This is a genomic window from Terribacillus aidingensis (assembly GCF_040703035.1).
In the GTDB taxonomy this organism is placed as follows: Bacteria; Bacillota; Bacilli; order Bacillales; family Amphibacillaceae; genus Terribacillus.
Genome location: NZ_CP159996.1, coordinates 2,925,061 through 2,949,144 on the forward strand (window position 1 = coordinate 2,925,061; position 24,084 = coordinate 2,949,144).

General features: G+C 44.5%; 24 protein-coding genes. 7 read left to right on the top strand and 17 right to left on the bottom strand.

The window, feature by feature from the left end; genetic code table 11:
- Position 1: 1 nt before the first annotated feature.
- Positions 2–1,039, bottom strand: coding sequence for an N-acetyl-gamma-glutamyl-phosphate reductase (gene argC, locus ABXS78_RS15210; RefSeq protein WP_366247911.1), 1,038 nt, complete (start codon positions 1,037–1,039; stop codon positions 2–4).
- A 528-nt stretch (positions 1,040–1,567) separates the two neighbouring features.
- Between argC and ABXS78_RS15215 the strand changes: the two genes are divergently transcribed.
- Positions 1,568–1,822, top strand: a complete 255-nt coding sequence (locus ABXS78_RS15215) for an HPr family phosphocarrier protein (RefSeq protein ID WP_038563758.1) — start codon at positions 1,568–1,570, stop codon at positions 1,820–1,822.
- 36 nt (positions 1,823–1,858) lie between these two features.
- On the opposite strand, the gene ABXS78_RS15220 is transcribed toward ABXS78_RS15215, so the two are convergent.
- A complete protein-coding gene (locus tag ABXS78_RS15220) occupies positions 1,859–2,803 on the bottom strand; it encodes a fumarylacetoacetate hydrolase family protein (RefSeq protein WP_366247912.1) in 945 nt (314 codons plus the stop codon).
- 98 nt (positions 2,804–2,901) lie between these two features.
- On the opposite strand from ABXS78_RS15220, the gene ABXS78_RS15225 reads away from it, so the two are divergent.
- Complete coding sequence (locus tag ABXS78_RS15225) at positions 2,902–3,834, top strand: nucleoside hydrolase (RefSeq protein WP_366247913.1); 933 nt, start codon at positions 2,902–2,904, stop codon at positions 3,832–3,834.
- Positions 3,835–3,964: 130 nt separating this feature from the next.
- On the top strand, positions 3,965–4,756 hold the full coding sequence (locus tag ABXS78_RS15230; protein ID WP_366247914.1) for a histidinol-phosphatase HisJ family protein: 792 nt from the start codon (positions 3,965–3,967) through the stop codon (positions 4,754–4,756).
- On the opposite strand, the gene ABXS78_RS15235 is transcribed toward ABXS78_RS15230, so the two are convergent.
- From ABXS78_RS15235 to motA, 3 genes are all read right to left on the bottom strand, one after another.
- A complete protein-coding gene (locus tag ABXS78_RS15235; protein ID WP_366247915.1) occupies positions 4,748–5,554 on the bottom strand; it encodes a hypothetical protein in 807 nt (268 codons plus the stop codon). The genes ABXS78_RS15230 and ABXS78_RS15235 overlap by 9 nt on opposite strands.
- Positions 5,555–5,686: 132 nt before the next feature.
- The gene (gene motB / locus ABXS78_RS15240) at positions 5,687–6,499 is read right to left on the bottom strand and encodes a flagellar motor protein MotB (RefSeq protein ID WP_366247916.1); all 813 of its coding nucleotides are present in this window, start codon (positions 6,497–6,499) and stop codon (positions 5,687–5,689) included.
- The gene (gene motA, locus ABXS78_RS15245) at positions 6,496–7,293 is read right to left on the bottom strand and encodes a flagellar motor stator protein MotA (RefSeq protein WP_366247917.1); all 798 of its coding nucleotides are present in this window, start codon (positions 7,291–7,293) and stop codon (positions 6,496–6,498) included. The genes motB and motA overlap by 4 nt, the downstream gene beginning before the upstream one ends.
- Before the next feature lie 312 nt (positions 7,294–7,605).
- Between motA and ABXS78_RS15250 the strand changes: the two genes are divergently transcribed.
- Genes ABXS78_RS15250 through ABXS78_RS15265 form a run of 4 tightly spaced genes read left to right on the top strand, consistent with a single transcriptional unit; the run spans position 7,606 to position 12,773 of the window.
- Positions 7,606–9,081, top strand: a complete 1,476-nt coding sequence (locus ABXS78_RS15250) for a PTS mannitol transporter subunit IICB (RefSeq protein WP_366247918.1) — start codon at positions 7,606–7,608, stop codon at positions 9,079–9,081.
- 16 nt (positions 9,082–9,097) lie between these two features.
- Positions 9,098–11,188 (top strand): BglG family transcription antiterminator, encoded by a 2,091-nt coding sequence (locus ABXS78_RS15255; RefSeq protein ID WP_366247919.1) that lies wholly within the window; start codon positions 9,098–9,100, stop codon positions 11,186–11,188.
- Between the two features lie 2 nt (positions 11,189–11,190).
- Complete coding sequence (locus ABXS78_RS15260; RefSeq protein ID WP_095221183.1) at positions 11,191–11,622, top strand: PTS sugar transporter subunit IIA; 432 nt, start codon at positions 11,191–11,193, stop codon at positions 11,620–11,622.
- Positions 11,622–12,773, top strand: coding sequence for a mannitol-1-phosphate 5-dehydrogenase (locus ABXS78_RS15265; RefSeq protein ID WP_366247920.1), 1,152 nt, complete (start codon positions 11,622–11,624; stop codon positions 12,771–12,773). The genes ABXS78_RS15260 and ABXS78_RS15265 overlap by 1 nt, the downstream gene beginning before the upstream one ends.
- Before the next feature lie 237 nt (positions 12,774–13,010).
- Here the strand turns inward: ABXS78_RS15265 and ABXS78_RS15270 are convergent, their stop codons facing one another.
- The 12 genes from ABXS78_RS15270 to ABXS78_RS15325 all read right to left on the bottom strand — a co-directional run bounded on the left by ABXS78_RS15270 (position 13,011) and on the right by ABXS78_RS15325 (position 23,875).
- On the bottom strand, positions 13,011–13,910 hold the full coding sequence (locus ABXS78_RS15270) for an NAD(P)/FAD-dependent oxidoreductase (RefSeq protein ID WP_366247921.1): 900 nt from the start codon (positions 13,908–13,910) through the stop codon (positions 13,011–13,013).
- Between the two features lie 18 nt (positions 13,911–13,928).
- Positions 13,929–14,714 (bottom strand): SDR family NAD(P)-dependent oxidoreductase, encoded by a 786-nt coding sequence (locus tag ABXS78_RS15275; protein WP_366247922.1) that lies wholly within the window; start codon positions 14,712–14,714, stop codon positions 13,929–13,931.
- A 99-nt stretch (positions 14,715–14,813) separates the two neighbouring features.
- Positions 14,814–15,338, bottom strand: a complete 525-nt coding sequence (locus tag ABXS78_RS15280; protein ID WP_366247923.1) for a YfiT family bacillithiol transferase — start codon at positions 15,336–15,338, stop codon at positions 14,814–14,816.
- A gap of 72 nt (positions 15,339–15,410) precedes the next feature.
- Complete coding sequence (ugpC, locus tag ABXS78_RS15285) at positions 15,411–16,535, bottom strand: sn-glycerol-3-phosphate ABC transporter ATP-binding protein UgpC (protein ID WP_366247924.1); 1,125 nt, start codon at positions 16,533–16,535, stop codon at positions 15,411–15,413.
- 114 nt (positions 16,536–16,649) lie between these two features.
- Positions 16,650–17,600, bottom strand: coding sequence for an aminopeptidase (locus tag ABXS78_RS15290; protein ID WP_366247925.1), 951 nt, complete (start codon positions 17,598–17,600; stop codon positions 16,650–16,652).
- Between the two features lie 68 nt (positions 17,601–17,668).
- Positions 17,669–18,469 (bottom strand): zinc transporter ZupT, encoded by an 801-nt coding sequence (zupT, locus tag ABXS78_RS15295; RefSeq protein WP_366249953.1) that lies wholly within the window; start codon positions 18,467–18,469, stop codon positions 17,669–17,671.
- Positions 18,470–18,640: 171 nt separating this feature from the next.
- On the bottom strand, positions 18,641–19,648 hold the full coding sequence (locus ABXS78_RS15300; RefSeq protein ID WP_366247926.1) for an ABC transporter substrate-binding protein: 1,008 nt from the start codon (positions 19,646–19,648) through the stop codon (positions 18,641–18,643).
- Positions 19,649–19,658: 10 nt separating this feature from the next.
- Complete coding sequence (locus ABXS78_RS15305) at positions 19,659–20,474, bottom strand: ABC transporter permease (RefSeq protein WP_095221199.1); 816 nt, start codon at positions 20,472–20,474, stop codon at positions 19,659–19,661.
- Positions 20,461–21,237 carry an ABC transporter ATP-binding protein gene (locus tag ABXS78_RS15310; RefSeq protein ID WP_366247927.1) on the bottom strand — a complete coding sequence of 259 codons (777 nt, stop codon included), beginning with the start codon at positions 21,235–21,237 and terminating at the stop codon, positions 20,461–20,463. The genes ABXS78_RS15305 and ABXS78_RS15310 overlap by 14 nt, the downstream gene beginning before the upstream one ends.
- Positions 21,238–21,613: 376 nt before the next feature.
- Positions 21,614–22,336 carry an amino acid ABC transporter ATP-binding protein gene (locus tag ABXS78_RS15315; protein WP_366249954.1) on the bottom strand — a complete coding sequence of 241 codons (723 nt, stop codon included), beginning with the start codon at positions 22,334–22,336 and terminating at the stop codon, positions 21,614–21,616.
- Entirely contained in the window at positions 22,275–22,988 is a 714-nt protein-coding gene (locus ABXS78_RS15320) for an amino acid ABC transporter permease (protein WP_366247928.1), read from the bottom strand. Before ABXS78_RS15320 ends, ABXS78_RS15315 begins: the two co-directional genes overlap by 62 nt.
- Positions 22,989–23,068: 80 nt before the next feature.
- Positions 23,069–23,875: a basic amino acid ABC transporter substrate-binding protein gene (locus tag ABXS78_RS15325; protein WP_366247929.1), complete on the bottom strand. Its 807-nt coding sequence runs from the start codon at positions 23,873–23,875 to the stop codon at positions 23,069–23,071.
- Positions 23,876–24,084: the final 209 nt, after the last annotated feature.

The following is a 24,084-nucleotide window of genomic DNA, read 5'->3' on the forward strand; positions in this document are numbered from 1 at the left end:
TTTATGGATAAACCGGCAGCATCCACAATCCTGCAGTCTGCTCCCAGCCTTGCATGATATTCATATTCTGGATAGCTTGGCCTGCCGCTCCTTTTACTAGGTTGTCGATAACCGATACGATAGTCAGCCTGTTTGTCCGCTTATCTAGATGCAGCCCGATATCACAGAAATTACTTGTAGCTACTTCCTTTGTCGCCGGCCATTCTCCTTGCGGTCTGATACGTACAAATGGGTGTGATCGATAATAATTTTCATATGATTCCAATAATTCAGCTTCTGATAAGTCCTTTTGAAGATCTGCATAAATGGTAGCGAGAATCCCTCTCGTCATCGGAACAAGCTGCGTGGAAAAGGTAATAGGCTTCTGCGTACCGCCGACACCTGCCACAACCTGTTCTATTTCCGGGATATGCTTGTGTGCACCTAATTTATAAGCTTTCATATTCTCATTTATCTCACTATAATGCGTAACAGAACTTAGTGACTTGCCTGCTCCGGAAAGACCTGATTTGGCATCAACGATAATGGAAGATGGATCAATCAAACCATTATGTACTGCCGGCAGCAGACCGAGAAGCGTGGCTGTCGGGTAACAGCCCGGATTAGCTACAAATGCAGCGTCTGCAACCTCCTCGCTATTCAGCTCAGGCAATCCGTAAACAGCTCTTTCCAGCAGGTCAGCTGAAGCCGCGTCCAGCTTATACCATTCCTTATAGACTGCTGGATCCTTCAAACGGAAATCACCTGCTAAATCTACACATCGAATACCAGCTTCCACAAGCTCCGGAAGAAGATCCCTGCTCACACCAGGAGGAGCAGCAAAGAATGCAAAGTCCACTTGCTCTTTCAATTCCGAAACATCAAAAGTTTCCATAGTTCCTTCTACAAAACCATCCGTATGCGGATACAATGCTGTTAATGAGTTTCCCGCATTAGAATGGGAGATAATCGCCTTCACTTCTGCATATGGATGTATATGCAGAAGCCTTAGTAATTCCACCGCTCCATAACCTGTACCGCCTATTATTGCGACTTTCACGGACGTAACCTCCTATAAACAAGTACGAATTAGTTAGTAATTATACTTTAGTATGTATTTTTATTCAATAGGAAAGGTGAAAATTATACACTTGCTGCTGTCTCACCATATCCCAGTGTTATACGTTGTAAATACATTTACTTTTTAGGGGAATATTCCTTATCTCAGGTTAGTTTATTACGTCGCATACTATTAAGAGCAAGCAAAAGTTGTTACTTCTTTATTGAAAATAGAGGAGATTCTGAGATGACAAAATTGATCTGCCTACGCTGTTATGTGAGAGTGTTTCATCCTGATGAAAATATCCTTCTTCCTGAGCAGAAAGAACTTCGAATATCTCTAATAGAGAAAGCACGCACCCGTTGTGCGCTTTCATGCATATACTTATCAAAATCATTGCACTCACCATACAATATGTTATACTGCTATCAAGTAATTTGTAAGCGCTATCAATAAGTTCATCTTGCACTTTTCTGCTACTGCTGTAAAATTTGGTATGCTAAACTGCTAGACAAAGGAGAATGATATATGCGATCAAAGAAAACACTCATCCACGCTGCAGTAGATATCAATCAAACTGCAAACCAGTTCAAATCAAGTATTGTATTAGTAATGGATAACAAAGTGGTAGATGCCAAAAGTATGCTCGGACTTTCCAATAGTGTACTGACATCCGATTTTTTCCGCTTGGAGATATATGGCGAGGACGCTGAAGAAGCGAAGAAGGCAATGCGGGATGTATTCCTAAGTAATGGCTTGCCAGTGGAAATCAGCAATAAATAAAAAGACAGCTTCGGATAACCGAAGCTGTCTTTTCTATTAGATTCGGGCTGGTTTAGGAATGATCTTGTTGCGAAGCTGACCGATTCCTTCGATTTCTATCTCAACCACATCTCCGTCTTTTAAGAACTGCGGCGGATCCATTGCGAAGCCAACGCCATTCGGAGTTCCTGTCATGATGACATCTCCTGGTTCCAATGTCATGATGCCTGAGATGAAAGAAACCAAATGAGGTACTGAGAAAATCAGATGTTTTGTACTGGAATCCTGTCGTTTTTCCCCATTCACAAACGTACGGATCGAAAGATTGGATACGTCTTCGATTTCTTCCGCAGTAACAAGATGCGGACCCATCGGGGCACTGCGATCTAATGTCTTTCCTTGAAGGAATTGCGGAGTCCGGCGCTGCAAGTCACGAGCAGACACATCATTGGCAATGGTATACCCTGCTATATAGTCCATTGCCTCACTCTCTGTTACCTCCTGCGCCCTTCTACCGATTACAACCGCAAGTTCTCCTTCATAATCAAGCTTTTCGGTAAGCTTTGAATGGTATACACCTTGGTCATGCGCACATACCGCATTAGCGAATTTACCGAAAAGAACTGGGTAATCTGGCAGTTCCCGGCCCATTTCCTCGATATGGTCCTTATAATTCAAACCAACACAGACAATTTTCCCGGGCTTCGGCACAGGTGGTCCAAGTATGATTTCTTCTGTTCTAAACTGGACCTCCTCCAGCCCTTCCGCAAGCGCAAATGCCTCGGCACGGAATGCACGCTTCATTGCATGCGGACCCATTTCATAGAAAGCATTCGGATCAGCTGGCAGCAAACTCCCGACTGTCATCGCCAAATCCATCTCGTTCTCTGACAGTAAATAATACCGGTACGCTTCCTGTAAATCGATTATACGCCCTTCCACTCTGCTTCCGATTCGATACGGATTAAGGTCTCTGCCAACTTTATAAGCTACTAGCTTCATCCAAACCCTCTCCTTTTTATGCGAATACTCAAAATTGACTCTCTCTTTCTATGATATAGTAAGAAAGTCAGACAGCATAGAAGAAAGGGAGTCATAAAATGAAAAACGTCTATTTAAATCATGATGGCGGAGTCGATGATCTTATTTCGCTATATCTTTTATTGAAAATGGAGAATGTGCGTCTTATCGGCTGTTCCGTCATTCCAGCAGATTGCTATTTGGAACCTGCACTGTCAGCAAGCCGAAAAATCAATGATCGCTTCGGCAATCCGGACACACTTGAAATTGCTGCGTCCACTTCCCGAGGTAAAAATCCGTTTCCGAAAGACTGGCGGATGCATGCCTTCTTTGTTGATGCATTGCCAATTTTGAATGAATATCTTCCGGTGCGTACAAAGGTTGCCGAAAAACCTGCCCACCTAGATATCATAGATAAATTGAAAGCTCAGGAAGAGAAAACGACTCTCATTTTCATCGGACCGCTTACTGATTTGGCACGAGCATTGGAAATGGATCCGTCTATTGAACAGCATATCGAAAAGCTTGTATGGATGGGCGGCACATTGCTTCCAACAGGGAATGTGGAAGAACCAGAACACGATGGAACAGCTGAATGGAATGCCTTCTGGGATCCAGAAGCAATGGACACTGTTTGGAAAAGTGACATACTAATTGATATGGTAGCGCTGGAGAGTACAAATCAAGTTCCTCTTACTGTGGATATCCGCGAAGAATGGGCACGCAACCGCAAGCATGAAGGTGTGGATTTTGTCGGTCAGAGCTATGCTGCTGTACCGCCGCTCGTTCACTTCGAAACAAATTCAACGTATTATCTGTGGGATGTACTTACAACAGCTTCTGTCGGCAATAGTTCCTTAGTTAAAAAGCAGCCTGTTCATGTCAGTGTAGAGGCTGATGGTCCATCACAAGGACGTACATATGAGGATAAAAACGGGAAAGAAATTCAATTGGTTCATGATGTCGATCATGATGCTTTCTTCTCTTACATCCTGTCATTGATGAAAGCATAATACACCGCATTTTCATATAATTGGTATCGCATATATACAATAAATTTGTTATACTATTCCGGGGTTGTTATCCACATGTGGATAACCTAATAAGTACGAACGGAAAGAAGGCAGATTAGAGATTATGTATATGGATTACCATCATCACACGAATAACTCAATCGATTCCAAAGCTGTCATGCAGGACGTGTGTGAACAAGCTATCAGCAAAGGAATCAAAGAAATCTGTTTCACCGAGCATTTTTCCGTAAATCCATCTGCGCCTACATACGGTCATATGGATTTCGCTAAATATCAGCAGGATATTAAAGGCTCTCAGGATTCCTATGGTAACCAACTTACAATCAAGATGGGAATCGAGCTGTGCGAACCGCATCTCATGATGGATGTGTACCAGACAGAGCTCAGCTCGATTCCATTTGATTTTATCATGGGATCTGTTCATAATATCGACAACCAGAAGCTGCGTCTTCATCTTCGTGCGAATGAGGACACTTTTTACGATGATTATTTCGCAGAAATGTACAAGCTCGTTTCGGATGCCGATATCGACGTACTTGCTCACATTGATTTGATGAAGCGGTACGCAGTCCAAGAAGGGCATGATGTTTATCTATTCGAACAACATAAAGATCAAATTGCCGCGATTTTGGAAAAAGCGATACAGCGCGGTATCGGTATTGAGATCAACACTTCCGGTTTGCGGAGCTCACTTAAAGAGGCTCTGCCTACACCGCAGATCGTTTCTCTATATCGTGATCTAGGCGGGAAGATCCTGACACTTGGCTCTGATTCCCATAAAGCAGAGACAGTCGGGGCAGGTATAAAAGAGGCTGCACAAATTGCCAGACAATGCGGATTCACTCATATCTGCCAATTTGATAAGCGCGAACCGCGTGCTGTGCCTTTACCTTTAAGCTAATACTTCCTTTTCATTACGCAGCTTATGCTTGATAAAAGCTTTGAATTGCTCATCCTGACTGTCCGGCACCAATGCTGGATTGTCAGGATTTTGCATATAGGATTCTTCTTCACCCCATAATTCTTTCCTCAGCACTCGCAGTCTTACATAATACGTCATCAGCTTCAGATCAAGCCACATTTCTTCTTTGAAGAACTCAAATACTTCTGCCTGACTTGCTGTTGTCTCCTCTTTCTTCTGTGCAATCGTATATTGCGCCTGTACGATCTTATTCAGATGCTCTTCCATCACTTCCTGTTCAGCAGTTGTGAATGTCCCCTTACTGATTGTATCGTTCATCAGCTTCTCGGCTTCTGCTGTATGCTTCAATATTGATTCCTGCTCCTGCCGAATTGTATCCAACAGATCAAAAAATCTAGAAAATGCCTGCTGGATGATGTCGGTAGCAAGACGCATCACATTCTTCTCCACAGCCTCAAGCAGCTGACGAAAAGAATGATAGCGCGTGTCCGTCAGTTTAACTCCATCATCTGAAGTCAACCTCCGAATCATCTGCACACTGGTCATATAGCTATAGTAACGGGCAGCCAGATCCTCCACTTCATGCTGCGCAGGTACTCTGCCGTCCTCTGCAATAAGCAGGCGTTCATTGCTGGGCATAAATGTAAAATAATAATGCACTGGTATGTTATTGTCCTTGCATACAGCAGGACATACATCCATACGTTCATCATCCTGCTTCCGATTGCGCTCGGCCGCTTCACTCACCTGCTGCGGTAACAACTCTTTCGTAATCATCCGAATTCCTCCGTTCTTTCCTGCTTATATCTAGTATTTCACAAATTTAACTAACTCAATCCTACCTTATTTCCCTATTCTTATGTAAGCATTTTCATTCCATAATAAAAAATAACAGCCCTAATAGGACTGTTATTCTGTCTCAGCTTTTCGAGGCAATATCAAGACTTCCACTCGGCGGTTCTTTTCCCTGCCTTCAGCTGTATCGTTTGAAGCGATCGGTTTAAACTCACCGTATCCTTTTGAACTGAACCAGCGTGGGTCAAGCTCCTCGTTTTCCAATACGACTTTCATGAAATTAACAGAACGCATCACACTAAGCTCCCAGTTGGAATTGTATGATGATGTGCTTATCGGCACATTGTCGGTATGACCGCTGATGATTACTTCGCGCGGCGGATCCATCACAAGAAGATCCGAAATCTCTCTTGCGATCTCTTCATCACTTACACTGACCTCACTGCTGCCCGAGTTGAACAAGACATTGTCGTTGATAGTCAGCAGCAAGCCCTCGTCTGTCAACGCAGTTGAGAACTTATCACTCAGATCTTTATCCTTGATATATGTCTCTATCTTCTCCTGAATCTTTTTCAGCTCTTCCTGTTCGGCTGCTTCCAATTCAGCTTCATTAGCTTTCTCTTTATCAGCCTCTTCAGATGCAACTGTCTCTTCTTTCTTTTCTTCTTCATTATTCTGATCAATAACAGTTGAACTAGTATCGTTTCCTGGAGTCATGCTTGTATTAGATTCCAATAACCCTTCTCCGCCATGCAAGATACTGCTGAAGGAGTCAGATATTTTGGCGAACTTCTGCGCATCGATCGAGCTGGTGGCAAACAAGACGATGAAAAGCGCCAGCAGAAGTGTCAGAAGATCGGCATACGGGAGCAGCCAGGATTCGTCCACATGTTCTTCATGCTTTTTGTGCTTGCGCTTCCGGCTCATACTGCCACTTCCTCCTCCGTCTCAGCATCAGCAAACTCAGCTTTTTCTTTACTTGGCAAGTAAGCAAGCAGCTTCTGTTCGAGCATGCGCGGTGTCTCGCCTTCTAAGATGGAAAGGATACCTTCCACCATCAGCAGCTTATGCTGTACTTCCTGCTGTGTCTTCCGCTTCAATTTATTGGCGATCGGGTGACAGATGACATAGCCTGTGAATATCCCCATTAAAGTTGCAACAAAGGCAGCAGCAATAGCATGACTTAACTTATCGATATCTGATATGTCGCCAAGTGCCGCAATAAGGCCGATAACAGCTCCCAGTACACCTAATGATGGTGCATAAGTGCCGGCCTGTGTGAAAATAGATGCACCAATCGCATGACGATCTTCTAACGCATCAACCTCTTCATTTAAGACATTACGGATATATTCTGGTGACTCTCCATCAACAGCCATGCTCAATCCGTTCCGAAGAAAATCATCTTCTACATCACGAGCACTGTTCTCCAATGCAAGCAATCCTTCTTTCCGGCTGATCTGCGACCATTCCGAGAACATACGGACAAGCTCTTTTGTATTGAATTCCTGTTTATTCTTAAATACAACGCCAAGCAGCTTAGGGAATCGTTTCAATTCATTTCCCGGAAAAGCCAGTACAACAGAAGCTGCTGTACCTACGATGATGATCAGTATGGCAGCAGGGTTAATAAGTGCTGCAGGACTTACACCCTTCAATACCATCCCGACTCCTACTGCAACCAAGCCCAATATAACACCAATGATTGATGATTTATCCATATTTCCATTCTCCTAAAAAAGTTTGATTACCATTAATATCGGATGCAATTATAAAATCTGTATGCTTTTTCATAAACTTTACGTTTCTTTTCCAGCAGAGAAGGTTATCAGTAACAAAAGTGTCAAATTTTATTCGACAGTATAGTCTGCGGCCTTTTACCTAAGCTAAACATTGCAAAAGACACAGTTGGCAGGAAGACACGTGACAAAGGTGGTGTTTGTTTCTGTTGTGAAATCGCATACATACCACGTAAGATAGAAGCAAGCACTACTTTATACAATATTTTTTCACATATAAAAGGGGGAAAAAGCATGGCACAGGAAAAAGCCAGTGTCCGCGCTCGTGTTCAAAAGTTTGGCTCATATTTGAGCAGCATGGTTATGCCAAACATCGGTGCATTTATTGCTTGGGGTCTTATTACCGCTTTATTCATTCCGGATGGATACTTTCCAAATGAAACGATCGCTGCGATCGTTAGTCCGTCCATCACTTATTTACTGCCATTATTAATTGGTTTTACTGGAGGACGTCTCGTCCACGATATCCGAGGCGGTGTCGTTGGGGCAATCGTCACCATGGGGGCAATTGTAGGCTCTCCGGATACTCCGATGTTCCTTGGTGCAATGGCAATGGGTCCGCTCGGCGGATATGCCATCAAATTGTTTGACCAGTATATCGGTTCTAAAGTACGTTCCGGTTTCGAAATGCTAGTCAATAACTTTTCTGCCGGTATCATCGGCGGTGCACTTGCTATCGGTGCAATCTATTTCGTAGGTCCGCTTCTTGAAGGTTTGACGAACGTATTGTCAGCTGGTGTTGACTGGCTCGTTGGACTTGGTCTTCTGCCGCTTGTTAACGTCTTGATTGAACCAGCGAAAGTATTGTTCTTGAACAATGCGATCAACCATAGTATTTTTACTCCGCTTGGTCTTGAACAATCAGCAGAAGTCGGTAAATCCATACTATTCCTGCTGGAAGCTAACCCAGGACCAGGATTAGGTATCCTACTTGCTTTTATGGTCTTTGGAAAAGGAAGCGCAAGAGCATCTGCACCAGGTGCAGCAATCATCCATTTCTTCGGGGGGATTCATGAGATTTACTTCCCGTATATCTTGATGAAACCATTCTTGATCGTTGCGGCAATTGGCGGCGGTGTAACAGGTACACTTATCTTCTCCCTATTGGATGTTGGTCTTCGTGCGGCAGCATCACCAGGTAGTGTCATCGCAATCTTCTTGATGGGTAATCCAAGTGACTACCTCGGCCTGGCACTTGGTATTCTCGGTGCAGCTGCAGTATCATTCGCTATCTCTGCTGTAATCATGAAGAGCAGTAAAGCTTCCGAAACGAATATTGAGGAAGCAACTGCGAAATCTAAAGAAATGAAAGGTACAAAACCAACTGCTGCAGTTGGTATCAACCAATCAGCTGGTGCAACAGATGAAGCAGTAGAAGCTAACACACAGCATGCAGATACTAGCAGTAATTCATTCGACTACAGCAATGTAAACAAAATTACATTCGCTTGTGATGCAGGCATGGGATCAAGTGCAATGGGTGCTTCCCTTCTGCGTAAGAAGATGAAGGATGCAGGATTGACTGAAATCAAGGTGGATAATGCAGCCATCTCCAATATCCAGAATGATGCTGATATCGTCATCACACAGAAGAATCTGACGGACCGCGCCCGCAACAAACGTCCTGACGCTGAGCATATCTCAGTGGAAAACTTCTTGAACAGTCCGAGATACGCAGAACTGATCGAGAACCTTAAAAAGCATCAATAAGCAAGGAGTGATTGATTTGGAATTGGTTAGCAGCAGAGAAAGAAGAATAATCCTGCAATTGCTGCGTTCCAGAAACCAATTCATCTCCATTCGAGAGCTGGCAGAGCTATTACATGTCAGCTCTCGAACTATTCACCGGGAATTGAAGCAAGTGGAACGGACACTTGCCGAGAATAAGCTGTCCCTGCTGCGCGTTACCGGATCCGGTATCCGGATTGAAGGAGAAAGGGAACAGATGGAAGCATTGCAAGAGCAGCTGCGTGATGCGGTCGAGGTAGATACGACCCAGGAAGAGCGGCTGCTTCATTTGCTTTATCTACTAGTTGAGGCTGCCGAACCTGTTAAAGTAGCTTATTTGGCAAATGAAGTGCAATTATCGAAGACGGCTTTATCCATGTATTTGGATGCATTGGAAGCAAGACTAGCCGATTATTCGCTGTCCATCATAAGGCGTCGAGGTGTTGGAGTTGAGCTGGATGGAGAAGAGAACGAAAAAAGGAAGGTACTCGTCCAGCTCATGATGGAACAGCTGGATCAAGCATCCATCTATACTTTTACAAATGATCACGAAGAACAGAATTTGCATCAGTTCCTTCAAAACATCATAAAGGATCAGCGTATGACAATGGTCGAAAAGTACGTAATGGATCATTTGACCAAACTGTCGTATTCCATTGCAGATAATGCCTACGTTGCATTGATCACCTATATCAGTATTACAATCAAAAGAATACAGCAGGCCAAGAGCGTTACACTATCTCCCCCGCTGCTCGAATCTTTGCAAAAAACGGAAGAATATACGATTGCCGCGGCACTCTGCAGGGAATTGGAAGATACCTTCCCTGTAACGTTTTCAGCTTCTGAGATCGGTTATATTGCCGTACAGATCCAAGGTGCGAAGCGGAACGAAACGAAACATTGCTCTGATCCACTGTTTGAGCTGCAAGTACAAGCTTTCATCCAATTGGTTGCTGCTTCGATACAGCTGCCGCAGCTGGAAAAGGACGAAACTTTTACTGATGGACTGCTCGCTCATATCGAACCGGCTATCAGCCGAGCGAGGGAAGGTATTCAAACGTACAATCCGCTTACAGAGAAGATTGAACAAGATTATCAAGAAGTTGTAGCCGCAGTTCGAGAAGCTCTTGAAACGGTGTTTCCTACCTTTCGTTTCGGACAAGGAGAAGTTGCCTTCCTGGCACTGCACTTCGCTTCTGCAAGGGAAAGACAGCGCAGCAGACAACGATTGCATGCCTTAGTCGTTTGCGCAAGCGGGATTGGCACTTCCAAGATGCTTGCCAGCAGGCTGCAGAATGAGTTTCCCGAAATCACCCAGGTGTCGCTGTCATCTTTTCTAGAGTTGAAAGATATGGAGTTGGAAAGCTTTGATTTGCTTATTTCAACAATCAGCCTTGACCAATTCCACCGCCAATACTTGCTTGTCAATCCACTCCTGCCTGGACCGGATGTCAAACGAGTAGATGCATTCATTCAACAGGAACTTCCGACTATTTATAAGAAAAGAAAACATATAGCACCCACTAAAGCGTCACCCGCAACATTTCCGACAGTTTCAGCTTTCGATTCAAAATTAGAGGAATTGAAGAAATTGACAGCGGCGACTCGAACTGTATGGAATAACTTTATGATCGATGAGACATATCAATCGCAGATAGATTTGTTCTCCTATATCGATCAGCGTGCAGCGGATCATGCTGTCATCAAGAAACAAGGAACGCTTGCAATCCTTCTCCGACAACGTGATGAGCTCGGAGGAATGGGTATCCCTGATACAAGAATGGCTTTGTATCATAGTCGCAGTACAGAAATCGAGCAGCCCGCATTTTGGATGATGGCGCTATCCTCCCCTATTATGATCAAGGGGATGGACAACAAAGTGATGGAGGCTGACCGCCTTTTCATCCTTGCTGCACCGGACAATTTGCCTGCGAGCTGTTACGAGCTGTTCAGTAAGATCAGTATCCTTATTTTAGAAGAGCATATTCAGCACATGATTCGTTCTGCGGATCAGGATGCACTCAGCAAGGAATTGGCGCAGCTGCTCACTGCCCACATCCAACAATTCACAGATCACTTAGGAGGGTAATCATGGAAGTATTACAAGAAGCAAATATTTTGATGAACACGACATTGGACAATCAGGAAGATGCTATCCGGAAAGCCGGCCAAATTCTTGTGGATAATGGCTATGTAAATGAAACGTATGTGGATAAAATGATCGAACGAGAAGCATTGACATCTACTTATATGGGTAATTTCGTAGCTATTCCGCATGGTACAGAAGATGCAAAAGGCGAAGTTATCGCTTCCGGTATCTCTATCATTCAGGCACCAGAAGGCGTTACATTCGATGGTAATGAAGTGAAGCTCGTTTTCGGTATTGCCGGTAAAAACAATGAACATTTGGATATCCTTTCGCAAATTGCTATCGTTTGCTCCGAGGAGGAAAACATTGAAAAGCTTGTGAATGCAACAAGCAAACAGGAGATCATTGACATGTTCTCTGAGGTGGATGCGTAATGAAGAGCGTACACATTGGTGCCGGCAATATCGGCAGAGGCTTTATCGGCGCCCTTCTCTCTCATGCGGATGTACATGTTACTTTTGCTGATGTGAACAGTGACATCATCTCTGCTTTGAAGGAAAAGCAGCAATATGAAGTCGTCTATGCACAGGAAGAAGCACATTCCGAAACCATAACCGGTGTTACTGGTTTAAATAGCGCCACAGAAGAAGAAGCTGTCATCAAAGCAATTGCAGAAGCTGATCTTGTTACGACCGCAGTCGGCCCATCCATCCTGCCTCATGTTGCACCTGTAATCGCCAAAGGACTCGTCAAACGGGCAAAACAGCCCAAACCGGTCCATGTCATTGCATGCGAGAATATGATCCGGGGATCAAGCCAGCTGCGTGAGTTTGTCATTTCTCACATCGATGAACAGGATATGGAAAATGTAAAAAGCTATACAGCATTCTGCGATGCTGCTGTTGATCGGATTGTTCCGATTCAGGAGCAGCAGGATTTGCTGACAGTCCAAGTGGAACCTTATTTCGAATGGGTTGTGGAGAAGAAGAACTGGCAGGGTGAACTACCAGCAATAGATGCTATCACTTTTGTTGATAATCTGGAGCCTTATATTGAAAGAAAGCTTCTGACAGTTAATACGGGTCATGCTGCCATTGCCTATGCTGGCTACGCAAAAGGCTACGATACAATCATCGACGCTATTAAAGATGAAGAGATTCTTACTTTAGCTAAGCGGGCGCTGCAAGAAACAAGCTCTCTATTACAAGAAAAATGGGGCTTCGAGGAAGATGACCTGTCCCACTATATCGCAAAAATCCTTCAGCGTTACCAAAACCCATACATTTCAGATATGGTGACACGCGTGGGACGCGGACCGATCCGTAAGCTTGGACCTAAGGATAGATTGGTCTACCCAGCACAAGCATTGCTGGAGCAAGGCAAATCGGCTGATGCGCTACTTACGACAATCGCTTTTGCATTGGAATTCGATCCAGAAGGCGATGATGAAGCGAAAGAGTTGCAGGAACGCATCAAGTCTGAAGGAGCAGCTTCCGCTTTATCTCATATTAGCGGACAGCCTAAAGACAGCGAGCTAGTAAAGCAAGCTATCGAAAAATATGAACAACAAAAAGACAGAGCGTAAAGCCTGACCAAAAAGGAGGATCAATCCGTTCCATTTTGAACGGATTGATCCTCTTTTTTTATGTTATATCTTTCATTAACTTTATGATACGTCTCCTGCAAGACCTCTGCATACCTTTTCCCGTCGTTAGCCTCTATCTCCGCAAGGAATCGTTGAACTGTTTTAAATGTTATGTTCGATAGATTTTACTGTAGGCATAGATGCAAATACAAATTCTATTCCCTTAAGTTGGTCTTTTCATTTTGTCTTCAATAAACGCTTTTGCATCCAGATAGCTGCCTGCATGCCATCCCCCATCGCGATACTGACCTGCTCAGAATGAACCGTAATATCTCCGGCTGCCCAGACTCCTTCTACGCTTGTTTCCTTTGTACGGGGATTGTTTTCTATATGCTTATTCTTATGAAGTTCCACGCCCAATGATTCTGCCAGCTCGCTGTTCACTTTGTTCTTACCAAAAGCAACGAAAGCTTTCTCCGCCCATAGCTTCTCGCCATTCACTAGGAAGCCTTCCAATTTATCCTCGTCGTCTAGTACGACTTCTTGGATCGGCTGGTCATAGTATTCGATCGAGTGCTTTTTCAATTTCTCGAAAGTTTCCTCGGACACCGGCTCCCGCTCATGATTAACAAAGACTATATCATCCGACCAGTAATGAAGCATGATGGCTAAATGTGCCCCTGCTTCTCCTGAACCAGCAACAACTGTCCGCTTGCCGCTTATTTCATAGCCATCACAATCAGGGCACACATACACATCCGTACCAAGCAGCGGATACAGCTCCTTGATCGGTATACGGTCTGTTATTCCTGTCGAGAACAACAGAAGTTTTGCATCATGCGTATTTCCGTCTGCTGTTTTGACTGTGAAGCCTTCCTTCCATTTCTCCACTTCCACTGCTTCCTGCTGTTCAATACTAATACAGCCATACGAATCAATCTGTTTCCTGCCCAGCTCCAGCAAATGATTTCCTGATACCCCATCTGGCCACCCAATTAAATTATGGTAGCTTTTGCACCAATGCGATCTTCCGTCATTACGCTTATCGAGAACAAGTACATCACGCTTGTATCTGCCGAACTGTATAGCAGCTTGAATACCTGCGATTCCGCCGCCAATAATAATTACCTCATACATTAACTTGCCTCCTAAAATTTATAGCAATGTTTCTGCACCGTCCGCATAAAGGACACTTCCTGACATATGCCCGGAAGCATCGGATGCGAGAAAGCAGACAATAGATGCTACATCTTCTGGCTTACCAGGCTCCCCTTTTAAAGGATGCTGACCTTTGGGAAAGATTTTGGGTATTTCCACTTCTGCCAGATGCTCCTCGTCTTTGTTCGTCCGTTTTTCAATATTCGTTTCGATTCCACCTGGGCAAATGACATTCACCCGAATACGATAAGCCGATAACTCCAATGCAGCCATTTTACCGAAAGCAGTTTCTGCAGCTTTTGAAGCACTGTACGCACTCATGCCGAAACCAGAAAATGTACGATTTCCATTTATTGAACTTGTAATGATGATACTCCCGCCATTGCTTTTCATGTAAGGGATGGCGAATTTTACTGTCAGAAAAGTACCTTTCGCATTCGTTCCGAGGGTCTTATCCCAATCCTCCTCAGGCAAATGTTCAATCGGAGAAAGCGTGCCGTTGATGCCCGCATTAGCAAAGACGATATCCAGCTGTCCGAACTTATCCAGCACTTGCTTGTACGCCTCCTGCAGCTGACTGCTATCTGCTACGTTGACTTTGGCTGCTATCGCCGCTCCTCCAGCTGACTCGATTTCTGTTGCTGTCTTCTCTACAGCAGAAGCGTCCATATCAAACAACCCTACTCGGACACCCTTTTCAGCTAGCATGGCGGCAGCTGCCTTTCCGATACCAGATCCCGCTCCAGTCACAACCGCCACCTTACCATTCAATGATGCATCCATTCCGTCATCCACTCCTTCATCTATTTACTAGTTATTTCCTTACTAATCCTGAAGTAAAACCCGATCCATCAAAAAAGAGTATCCGTATAGGATACTCCATTAGTGTTCGTCTTCGTTTTTCAGCGCCAAGCGAATATGAGCCAAATGATGTTTGCCATGCCAAGCATAGATGCCGATATTTTCTTTCAAGCTCACCTCACCTGATTCCGGATGCCGGAATGTCCGAGCCAACTGTTCGGCAGTAAGTGATTGCAGCAGAATAACCCATTTATGGTGGATGGAATCAAGCAGATTTAAAGCAGCTTGAGCTGGCATGTCATAGTCTGGCAGCTTGGCCCATTCTGCTTCTTCGTATGATTTAATGATTGGATTTTCTTCTGTCAATGCCAATTTGAAACGGATGAAGGAGTTAAGATGGCTGTCAGCTAAATGATGTACAAGCTGCTTGATAGTCCAGCCACCTTCCCGATATGTATGCTGGAGATCAGACTCTGACAGCCCCCTCACTAATGATGTTACCTGCTCTGGCAGCTGGTTTATTTCTTCTATCCACCGCTTCACTTGCTCCTCCGCTATAGGTCCTTCCTGTCGAAACTGACCAATTGGATATTTCCTGTCCATCAAACCCCTCCTTCACTTCATTTTAGATAATTTTACCATAGAAAAAAGCCTGCACCCACTGGGCACAGGCTTTTTTCAAGATACTTGTGAAGCTGCGTTTGCTTCTGTAATCCGGGCTTCTGTTTCTTTATCGAAGAAATGTACTTGATCCATATCGAACAATAGCGTGCGCTTATCCTTGTTCTTAATATCCGAACGGGCGTCAACGCGAGCAACAAATTCCTGTCCAGCCATATCCGCATAAAGGAAGCTTTCAGCACCCATCAATTCGACTACATCGATTGTCGCTTCCACTTCATGCGCATGCGCCAGGCTTTCTTCATAATCTGCATCGTGGATATGCTCTGGCCTGATACCCATTACAACCTCGCCGCTGCCATAGCCTGCCTCTTGCAGCATTTTTCGTTTTGATGGCGGAAGCTGGAATGTAACATTGCCTAATTTTGCTTTGCCATCCTGGATAGTCACGTTGAGGAAGTTCATAGATGGAGAACCGATGAAGCCGCCTACGAACATATTATTTGGATTGTCATACACATCCTTCGGTGCACCTACCTGCTGGATGATACCGTCTTTCATGACAACAAGACGGCTTGCCATCGTCATTGCTTCTGTCTGGTCATGCGTTACATAGATTGTAGTCGTCTGCAAGCGCTGGTGAAGCTTTTGGATTTCCGCACGCATCTGCACACGCAGCTTTGCATCCAAGTTGGAAAGCGGCTCATCCATGAGGAATACTTTCGCATCACGGACAATCGCACGTCCTAGTGCAACCCGCTGACGCTGACCTCCGGAAAGGGCTTTCGGCTTCCGGTTTAAGTAATCTGTCAATCCCAGAATCCGGCTTGCTTCCTGCACTCGTTTGTCGATTTCGTCCTTTTTGAATTTACGCAGCTTCAGACCGAATGCCATATTATTGTATACGTTCATATGCGGATATAGCGCATAGTTTTGGAATACCATTGCAATATCCCGATCCTTTGGAGGGATATCGTTCATTCGTTCTCCGTCCATATAGAAGTCACCGCCTGAAATTTCCTCCAGACCAGCAATCATACGTAAAGTCGTTGATTTCCCGCAGCCGGAGGGACCAACGAAAACGATGAATTCTTTGTCATCTATCTCTAAGTTGAAATCTTCAACTGCCGTAACGTTCTTATCATAGACTTTCTGGATATTCTTCAACTGTATTTTAGCCATGTAAGCGCCTCCTTTTGTATACCTTTACTTTACCTTGTTTCGGAGTTTATTTCCATTTGTCACTTGCACAAAATGTAAGCGCTTTTATTGTGCGATATGCTAAGAAGCGCAGCTTTAGCTACGCTTCATCTCTCCTTCTTCCAAGAGCACTGTATCGTCCAAATAGACCGTCGGAGCTTTTACAACGCAATCGATATGGACACCAGCAGCCACCATGCCTCCGAAGGTGTTGTTGCTGCCAAAAGCGATATGAATCGTTCCATATACTTTTTCATCCTCCAGGACATTGCCAGTGATTCTGGCTTTGTCATTCGTACCAACACCGAATTCCGCTACATTGCGGCCATCACCACTTCCAAGCATTTGCAGCAGCATTTCTCCTTGCCGGCCAGTAGCTTCTGTCAAACGCCCTTCTTCTATTGTAAGAAGAATAGGTTCCTCCATCTTGCCTAAACCTGAAATCGAGCCATCGATCCATAAACGGCCTGAAGCTGTACCTTCCAATGGCGCGATATATGCTTCACCAGAAGGCAGGTTTCCGGATTGCCCCTTTTCCCGATAAATACCTGTACTTGGTACGCCGCTGCGGCCTTGGATGGAGAAGCTTAGTTCTTCGCCGTCTTTTTGGATTGTTACTTGTTTCGATTGGCTCAATTTTTCCGTTACTTCATATGTCATTCTTTCAACTGTATCATAATCTGTACTTATTGCGCCTTCCAAAAACATATCATATGTAATCCCCGGCATCGTCGCAACGCGAACTCCGGCTGCTACCGCATCTTTTTTTGCCTGTGTATGCGTTAGGGAATGCTCTGTAATACAAACTGCTACATCACAGTGCTTCATTGCTTCTGCCACTCCGCTCGGCGGTTCTTGACCAGACTTCTCCCTATCTTGCATAACTAGCAGCAATGTTTCCGACCCGATTGATCTGCCAGCTGCATAGAGGGCTTCCGCCAGCTCCTTCTTACTGTCATCTGTTACGATAAGCAAGGTTTCTTCTTTTTTCAGTGCCAAACTGCTGCTCAATACATTCCTGCTATTCTCCACCAATTTACTTCCCATTGGATATCCCTCCTGTTTCTTCCTATTATACACAAAGAAACCGACTGCTTAAGCAGACGGTTTCTAATTCAGATGAATAGAAGCAAACTGACAGCCATCACCATCATGCCGCTGATCAATCCATAAATGGAGGTATGACCTTCATCGTATTTCTTAGCAGCTGGCAGCAGCCCGTCAAGTGAGATAAAGACCATGATTCCTGCTACTGCAGCAAAGATAACTCCAAACATAATATCGTTCAGGAACGGCATCAGAACAAGGTAAGCAAGAACGGCCCCTACTGGTTCCGACAAACCAGATAAGAAAGAAAGCCCAAAAGCCTTCTTCTTATTGCCCGTCGCAAAGTAGACTGGCACAGCAACAGCAATTCCCTCCGGAATGTTATGGATAGCAATGGCGACTGCAATAGCTATGCCAAGTGAAGGATCCTGCAAGGCAGACGTGAAGGTGGCAATACCTTCCGGGAAGTTGTGGATGGCAATAGCCAATGCGGTGAAAGTCCCCATTTTGAGCAAGGCTTGATTCTGTACTGGATTATCCATCTCCTCCACTTTCTTGCCTTCATGCGGGTTGTTTTGCTTTGGTATCAACTTATCGATTAGTGCAATGAGGAGCATACCACCGAAGAATCCTCCTACAGTTGCCCAGTTACCTGCCTGGATACCCATCGCGCCAGTCAAGGCGTCTTTTGCCTTGACGAAGATTTCGACCATTGACACATAAATCATCACCCCGGCAGAAAAACCGAGACTGAGTGATAAGAATTTTGTATTTGTTGTCGAAGTAAAAAATCCCATCAGACTGCCTATACCTGTTGCAAGGCCGGCCATCAAGGTCAAACCTAAGGCCAGTAATACGTTTTCGTCCATCATTGCCCTCCTTGTTCTGCTCACAATCTATTTTCTCTTATTATGCACTATAACAATAAAGTTTCCTAGTAGAAACTTTTAAGCATTAGAAACCCCTATCCCTCCATACTATATGCAATACAAAGCCTAAGTTTCCAATAAAAAAAGCTGGCATCGATTGCCAGCCTCGTTTTATTCCAATGCATCGACGAACTCCATATTGACCAGCTCTTCGTATTTGTATTCTCCCTTATATACACCTGTCTTCGTGACTACATCCATCGTCTTATCTGTTGCTTCCTCTGTTATATACCCATCCTTGCTCCATAGTTCATCAGCATACGCCCGATCCAGTGAGGCTTGCAGACTCGCTTCCTCTGTTGTAGGAAACTCCTTCTTTAATACCCGCATCGCCAGCTCTTCATCCTTATCTACTGCTTTCAAAGCTTTTGTAATAGCAGTCACGAATTTCTGGACAGTTTCGGGATCTTCGTCAATGGTAGACTGCTTTACACTGATGACACTATACGGATAATCTCCCAAACTAGGAAATCCATAAAAAGGTTCCTTCCATACCCCTTTTTCAATACCATCGTATATTTGCGGTTCAGCTCCATTGGCAATATCCGCCTGGCCGTTTTCCACTAATGATACGACTGCACTTGCGTCGGCAGGCTCCTCAAGTAAAACGTCTTTGCCTGGCTCCATACCGAGCTCCATGATCAAATAACGTGTCAGCAGGTTCGGACTGCCGCCATAACGCCCAGCAGCGATTGTTTTTCCTTCCAGGTAAGCTGCCAGCTCTTCCTCTGATGCTCCTGCAGGAGGTGTGTCTCCGCCTGCCATCAAGTAGACATTCGCTCGATTAACCACGTTGACGACAGATACGATTGGGTCATTTGAGTCGATATTGGCAAGGGCATTCGAATCCGGACCGGCGATATTACCCCAGGCATCACCACTTACAACGGTTGTCACATGTGCTCCGCCAGTTGCGGTTACTACTTCTACATCCAGTCCTTCATCCTCAAAATACCCTTCATGGATTGCTGCATACAGCGGCAGATAGCCAGTCAAGTGCACTGGTTCTGCAATAGTGATTTTCTTCAGCTTCTCTTCCTCACCGCCACCTGTACATCCTGCCAGGATACCAAGCAAAACTGCCAAACAAATCACACCAAACAACCGTGCTTTACTCATTGGACACCTCCTATTGTTTCGGCTCTTGACCGCGAAGCAATAACTTTTCCAAGCTGACTGTCCCTGCGTACATGAGCAAAGACAATAGTGACAATACGACAACACCTACCCAAACAAGGTCAATATCTAAAATCTGTCCTGCATAAAGGATCATCCTGCCAATCCCTTGACGGGAACTGATGAATTCTCCGACGATGGTTCCTGCAAGCGCCAATGCGATATTGATTCGCAGACTGCTGACGATCCAAGGCATCGTTGTCGGGACAACTACTTTTGTAAAGACATGTCTGCGTTTCGCCCCTAAAGAATAAAGCAGCTTTTCCAGATCTCTATCAATTGCTTTAATGCCGCTATGAGCAGCCAGTGCAGTTACGATAACTGTCATCAGGAATGCGAGCATCACTTTGGAAAAGAATCCGATGCCGAAAAGAATAACAATGACCGGCCCAAGCGCAAGCTTTGGAATGGCATTAAATGCAATTAAATAGGGCTCTGATATTCTTGAATAGTAAGCAGACCACCAAAAAGACAGACCGACCAGGGAGCCAATAACGGTTCCTGATGCAAAACCAGCAAGTGTGGCAAGCGATGTATAGACCAAGTCATCCCAAAGCGTGCCTTCCAAAAATGCGACTTTGGCAGTTTCATAGATTGTACTTGGACTGCTCCAATAATAAGGATCCATCACCTCGTATCGTGTCAGAACCTCCCACAGCACAATCATCAGAATCCCAAGACCAATCTGACCGCCGAATACTATACGCTTCATGCGCTGCAGGCGTTTTTTCTCATCCTCGATGTAGCGTTTCTTTTCAGGTTGTGCCATTGTCTTTCGGTTCCTCTCTAAGCAAATCCAGCAATGTTTGCTTTAATGATATGAAATTGTCCGACAGCAATGTCTCTTCCCCGCGCGGCCGTTCCAATTCCACGTGAATTTTTGCTTTAAGCTTGCCGGGACGATGCGACAGGACATAAATATCATCTGATAAGTAAATTGCTTCATCTATATCATGGGTGATGAATAAAATAGTTTTCTGAAAATCCTCCCAAATGCGTAGCAGCCATCCTTGCATCTGCAGTCTCGTCTGTGCATCAAGCGCCCCGAACGGCTCATCAAGCAGGATCACATCCTGGTCATACAGCAGCGTCCGCAATAATGCTGCCCGCTGTCGCATACCGCCTGATAACTCTGGCGGATAATTATTTTCAAAGCCTTGCAAACCATATCTCTCTAGTAATGGCTGAGCTCGCTTCCTGGCCTCCCGCTTCGAAACACCCTTGACTTCCAAGCCTAGAATCACATTATCCAAGATTGTCCGCCATGGCAGCAGAAGATCCTTTTGAAGCATATATCCGACATAACCACTCTTGCCGACAATATCCTGCCCATCCAATAGGATTTTTCCAGTGGTCGGTTTAATAAGCCCGGCAATCATATTAAAGAGTGTCGACTTGCCGCAGCCACTGGGGCCAATAATACTGACAAATCGTCCAGCAGGTATTTGCATTGTAGTCTCCTGCAATGCAACAACTTCCTGTCCGTCGCGTCTGAATATCTTGCTAGCATCTACGACTTTTAATTTATACATTGCGCCACTCCTGTCATTTCTATAGACCCATCATACGCAGGAGCGTGCTAAATGATTACAAATTAATAGCATGTCCAGCACAATTTTCCTTATTTCCGCAAAAAGCACAAAAAAACAGCCTGCACAGTCGGATATGCCACGCAACATATCACCTGTACAAGCTGTAAGACAAGCCGAACAATGCATTCTGCTTGCAAATGAGAGGGATTAACCGAGAACATGACGAATGTTGCCTATTGGTTACAGTTCGTTTGTTACCCGAAAATCTTACCCTTACTTTAGCATAGGGAATATAGGATAACAGCAAACTTGTAAGAAAATATGACGCCCTTTTTACAAAGAAACAGCCAATGCGTAAATGCACTGGCTGTACTTGTCATAAAACTTTACTCAAGAAAGCTTTTGTCCGTTCTTCCTTCGGATTATTGAAAATTTCCTCCGGTTTCGCTTCCTCTACGATATAACCGCCATCCATGAACAGCACCCGATCACCGACTTCGCGCGCAAAGCCCATTTCATGCGTCACAACTATCATGGTCATGCCTTCATTCGCAAGCTGCTTCATAACTTCGAGCACTTCACCGACCATCTCTGGATCAAGTGCAGATGTTGGTTCATCGAACAGCATCACCTTCGGTTCCATGCATAAAGCACGAGCAATTGCGACACGCTGCTTCTGTCCGCCGGAAAGCGATTCAGGATATACGCCCGCTTTGTCCTCCAGACCAACTTTACGAAGCAGTGCAAGAGCCTTTTCTTCCGCATCTTTCTTTTTCCATTTGCGGACAACCATCGGAGAAAGCATGATGTTCTCCAGTACTGTCTTATGAGGGAACAGGTTGAACTGCTGGAATACCATGCCGACATCTGTACGCACTTTATTAATGTTTACTTTTCTCTGGGAGATATCTGTTCCTTCTATATAAACATGACCACCCGTAATATTCTCGATTCGGTTGAGGCACCGAATGAAAGTGGACTTGCCGGAACCTGAAGGGCCGATAACGACGACCACTTCCTTTTCCTCTATTTCGACGTTAATGTCCCGCAGCACCTCGAGATCGCCGAACGACTTTTTTAGATTTTTTACGCTGATCATCTGTCGCATACTTCCTTTCCAAAAAGCTCTGTACATATGATAATACTAAACAAACGACGAAATATAAAACGGCAACAGCCAAATACGGCTCCCAAATTCGGGAAGTCGCGCCTACCGCTACTCTGCCCCAGTAAAACAGTTCCGGTGCAGCAATGACGGCTCCAAGTGAGGAATCCTTCACCAACACAATAAATTCATTGCCAAGCGGCGGAATCATCCGTTTGAATGCCTGCGGCAGCACGACATGCCGCAGCACTTGCGCATGGTTCATACCGAGACTGTATGCAGCCTCCCGCTGCCCCTTATCGATTGAGTTGATACCAGCACGGAAGATTTCTGCAATATAAGCTGCAGAATTCAATGCCAAAGCCACGATCAATGATATAAGCGGCTCCGGCGGCTTAATGAAAATCGGCATCACCGCAAAGTGGATCAAAAAGATCTGTACTAACAGCGGGGTGCCTCTGAAAATATTCACATACCAAATGAACGGCAGCCTGAGGATCGGATTGTTCAAGCTTTTCCCCATTCCGATCACTAGTCCGATCAAAGCCCCAATGAGGAACCCTATCAAAGACGCCAGGATTGTATAACCTAATCCTCTCATGAAGAAAGGCATATATTCACTAATAATTTCCCATCTAAAATCCATTTCTCTCACCTCAGTATAGCTGATAAATCAACACATAAATATAGCGTAACGGTAATTATCGTTACGCTATATGATTCTTCTTATGGCTGTGCGCTTTCCAGACCTTCAATATCTGGTGTACCTTCGAACCATTCCTGATAAATCTCTTCATACGTTCCGTTTTCCATGATCGTGTGAATAGCTTCATCTATTTGTTCTTTATATTCACTGTCCTTCGGAAGCAGCATACCGTAGTATTCCTGTTCAAAGTTCTCATCGTCTTCAACTAAAGTAAGATTGGCATCAGGATTATTTTTCACATAATGCTGAGCTACTGCGATATCGGTAACAACAGCCTCTACATCACCGTTTTGCAAAGCCATCATAGTTGCTGCAGATGAATCGTACTTAGAAAGATTACTGCTGTTCTCCCCAACAAGTTTCTGTGCAGCTTCATCACCAGTCGTACCGTTCTGTACGCCGATCTTCATCCCTTGCAGATCATCGGCTGATTGAATATCTGTTCCTTCTGGTACAGCGATAACTTGCGTTGCCTCGAAGTAAGGTGCTGAGAAGTCATAAGTTTCTTTTCTCTCATCCGTTATTGTGATACCAGCCATTCCAGCTTGCAGCGTTTCATCCTCTACTCCGACAAGCATCGGATCCCAGCCAGTGTTTTCGTATTCATAATCGAGACCTGCTTCTTTCATGACAGCATCTAGCAAATCTGCATCAAATCCAACAATTTTATCACCTTCCATGGATTCGAAAGGAGCGAAGGTCGCTTCTGTTCCGATAGTGAGTTTCTCTTCACCAGAACCACTTGATTCGTTATTGGATATACACGCACTTAAGAATAAAACACTAAAAAGTCCCGCTGCTGCCATGAGCTTCTTTACTGATTTCATAGTTGATCTCCCTTTTCTATCTATATTGTAAACTTGCAATAAAATCTATAATTATTCATTCCGGTGCATTTATTTTACATAACATCCTATGCCTTGTAAATATAAAAATAGAACAAATCATTACTTTTCGACTATTTACGCTGTTTAAATTGTCAGTATATTGAGATTTTGTGTTACAGTACACGTATACCATAGGAAAGCAGGGGAAT

What these genes read in the sequence shown, in the direction of transcription:
- ABXS78_RS15215 (WP_038563758.1), top strand. Translation starts at nt 1,568, where the DNA reads ATGCGATCAAAGAAAACACTCATCCACGCTGCAGTAGATATCAATCAA.
- ABXS78_RS15220 (WP_366247912.1), bottom strand. Translation starts at nt 2,803, where the DNA reads ATGAAGCTAGTAGCTTATAAAGTTGGCAGAGACCTTAATCCGTATCGA.
- ABXS78_RS15225 (WP_366247913.1), top strand. Translation starts at nt 2,902, where the DNA reads ATGAAAAACGTCTATTTAAATCATGATGGCGGAGTCGATGATCTTATT.
- ABXS78_RS15230 (WP_366247914.1), top strand. Translation starts at nt 3,965, where the DNA reads ATGGATTACCATCATCACACGAATAACTCAATCGATTCCAAAGCTGTC.
- ABXS78_RS15235 (WP_366247915.1), bottom strand. Translation starts at nt 5,554, where the DNA reads ATGATTACGAAAGAGTTGTTACCGCAGCAGGTGAGTGAAGCGGCCGAG.
- motB (WP_366247916.1), bottom strand. Translation starts at nt 6,499, where the DNA reads ATGAGCCGGAAGCGCAAGCACAAAAAGCATGAAGAACATGTGGACGAA.
- motA (WP_366247917.1), bottom strand. Translation starts at nt 7,293, where the DNA reads ATGGATAAATCATCAATCATTGGTGTTATATTGGGCTTGGTTGCAGTA.
- ABXS78_RS15250 (WP_366247918.1), top strand. Translation starts at nt 7,606, where the DNA reads ATGGCACAGGAAAAAGCCAGTGTCCGCGCTCGTGTTCAAAAGTTTGGC.
- ABXS78_RS15260 (WP_095221183.1), top strand. Translation starts at nt 11,191, where the DNA reads ATGGAAGTATTACAAGAAGCAAATATTTTGATGAACACGACATTGGAC.
- ABXS78_RS15265 (WP_366247920.1), top strand. Translation starts at nt 11,622, where the DNA reads ATGAAGAGCGTACACATTGGTGCCGGCAATATCGGCAGAGGCTTTATC.
- ABXS78_RS15270 (WP_366247921.1), bottom strand. Translation starts at nt 13,910, where the DNA reads ATGTATGAGGTAATTATTATTGGCGGCGGAATCGCAGGTATTCAAGCT.
- ABXS78_RS15275 (WP_366247922.1), bottom strand. Translation starts at nt 14,714, where the DNA reads ATGGATGCATCATTGAATGGTAAGGTGGCGGTTGTGACTGGAGCGGGA.
- ugpC (WP_366247924.1), bottom strand. Translation starts at nt 16,535, where the DNA reads ATGGCTAAAATACAGTTGAAGAATATCCAGAAAGTCTATGATAAGAAC.
- ABXS78_RS15290 (WP_366247925.1), bottom strand. Translation starts at nt 17,600, where the DNA reads ATGGGAAGTAAATTGGTGGAGAATAGCAGGAATGTATTGAGCAGCAGT.
- zupT (WP_366249953.1), bottom strand. Translation starts at nt 18,469, where the DNA reads ATGGACGAAAACGTATTACTGGCCTTAGGTTTGACCTTGATGGCCGGC.
- ABXS78_RS15300 (WP_366247926.1), bottom strand. Translation starts at nt 19,648, where the DNA reads ATGAGTAAAGCACGGTTGTTTGGTGTGATTTGTTTGGCAGTTTTGCTT.
- ABXS78_RS15305 (WP_095221199.1), bottom strand. Translation starts at nt 20,474, where the DNA reads ATGGCACAACCTGAAAAGAAACGCTACATCGAGGATGAGAAAAAACGC.
- ABXS78_RS15310 (WP_366247927.1), bottom strand. Translation starts at nt 21,237, where the DNA reads ATGTATAAATTAAAAGTCGTAGATGCTAGCAAGATATTCAGACGCGAC.
- ABXS78_RS15315 (WP_366249954.1), bottom strand. Translation starts at nt 22,336, where the DNA reads ATGATCAGCGTAAAAAATCTAAAAAAGTCGTTCGGCGATCTCGAGGTG.
- ABXS78_RS15320 (WP_366247928.1), bottom strand. Translation starts at nt 22,988, where the DNA reads ATGGATTTTAGATGGGAAATTATTAGTGAATATATGCCTTTCTTCATG.
- ABXS78_RS15325 (WP_366247929.1), bottom strand. Translation starts at nt 23,875, where the DNA reads ATGAAATCAGTAAAGAAGCTCATGGCAGCAGCGGGACTTTTTAGTGTT.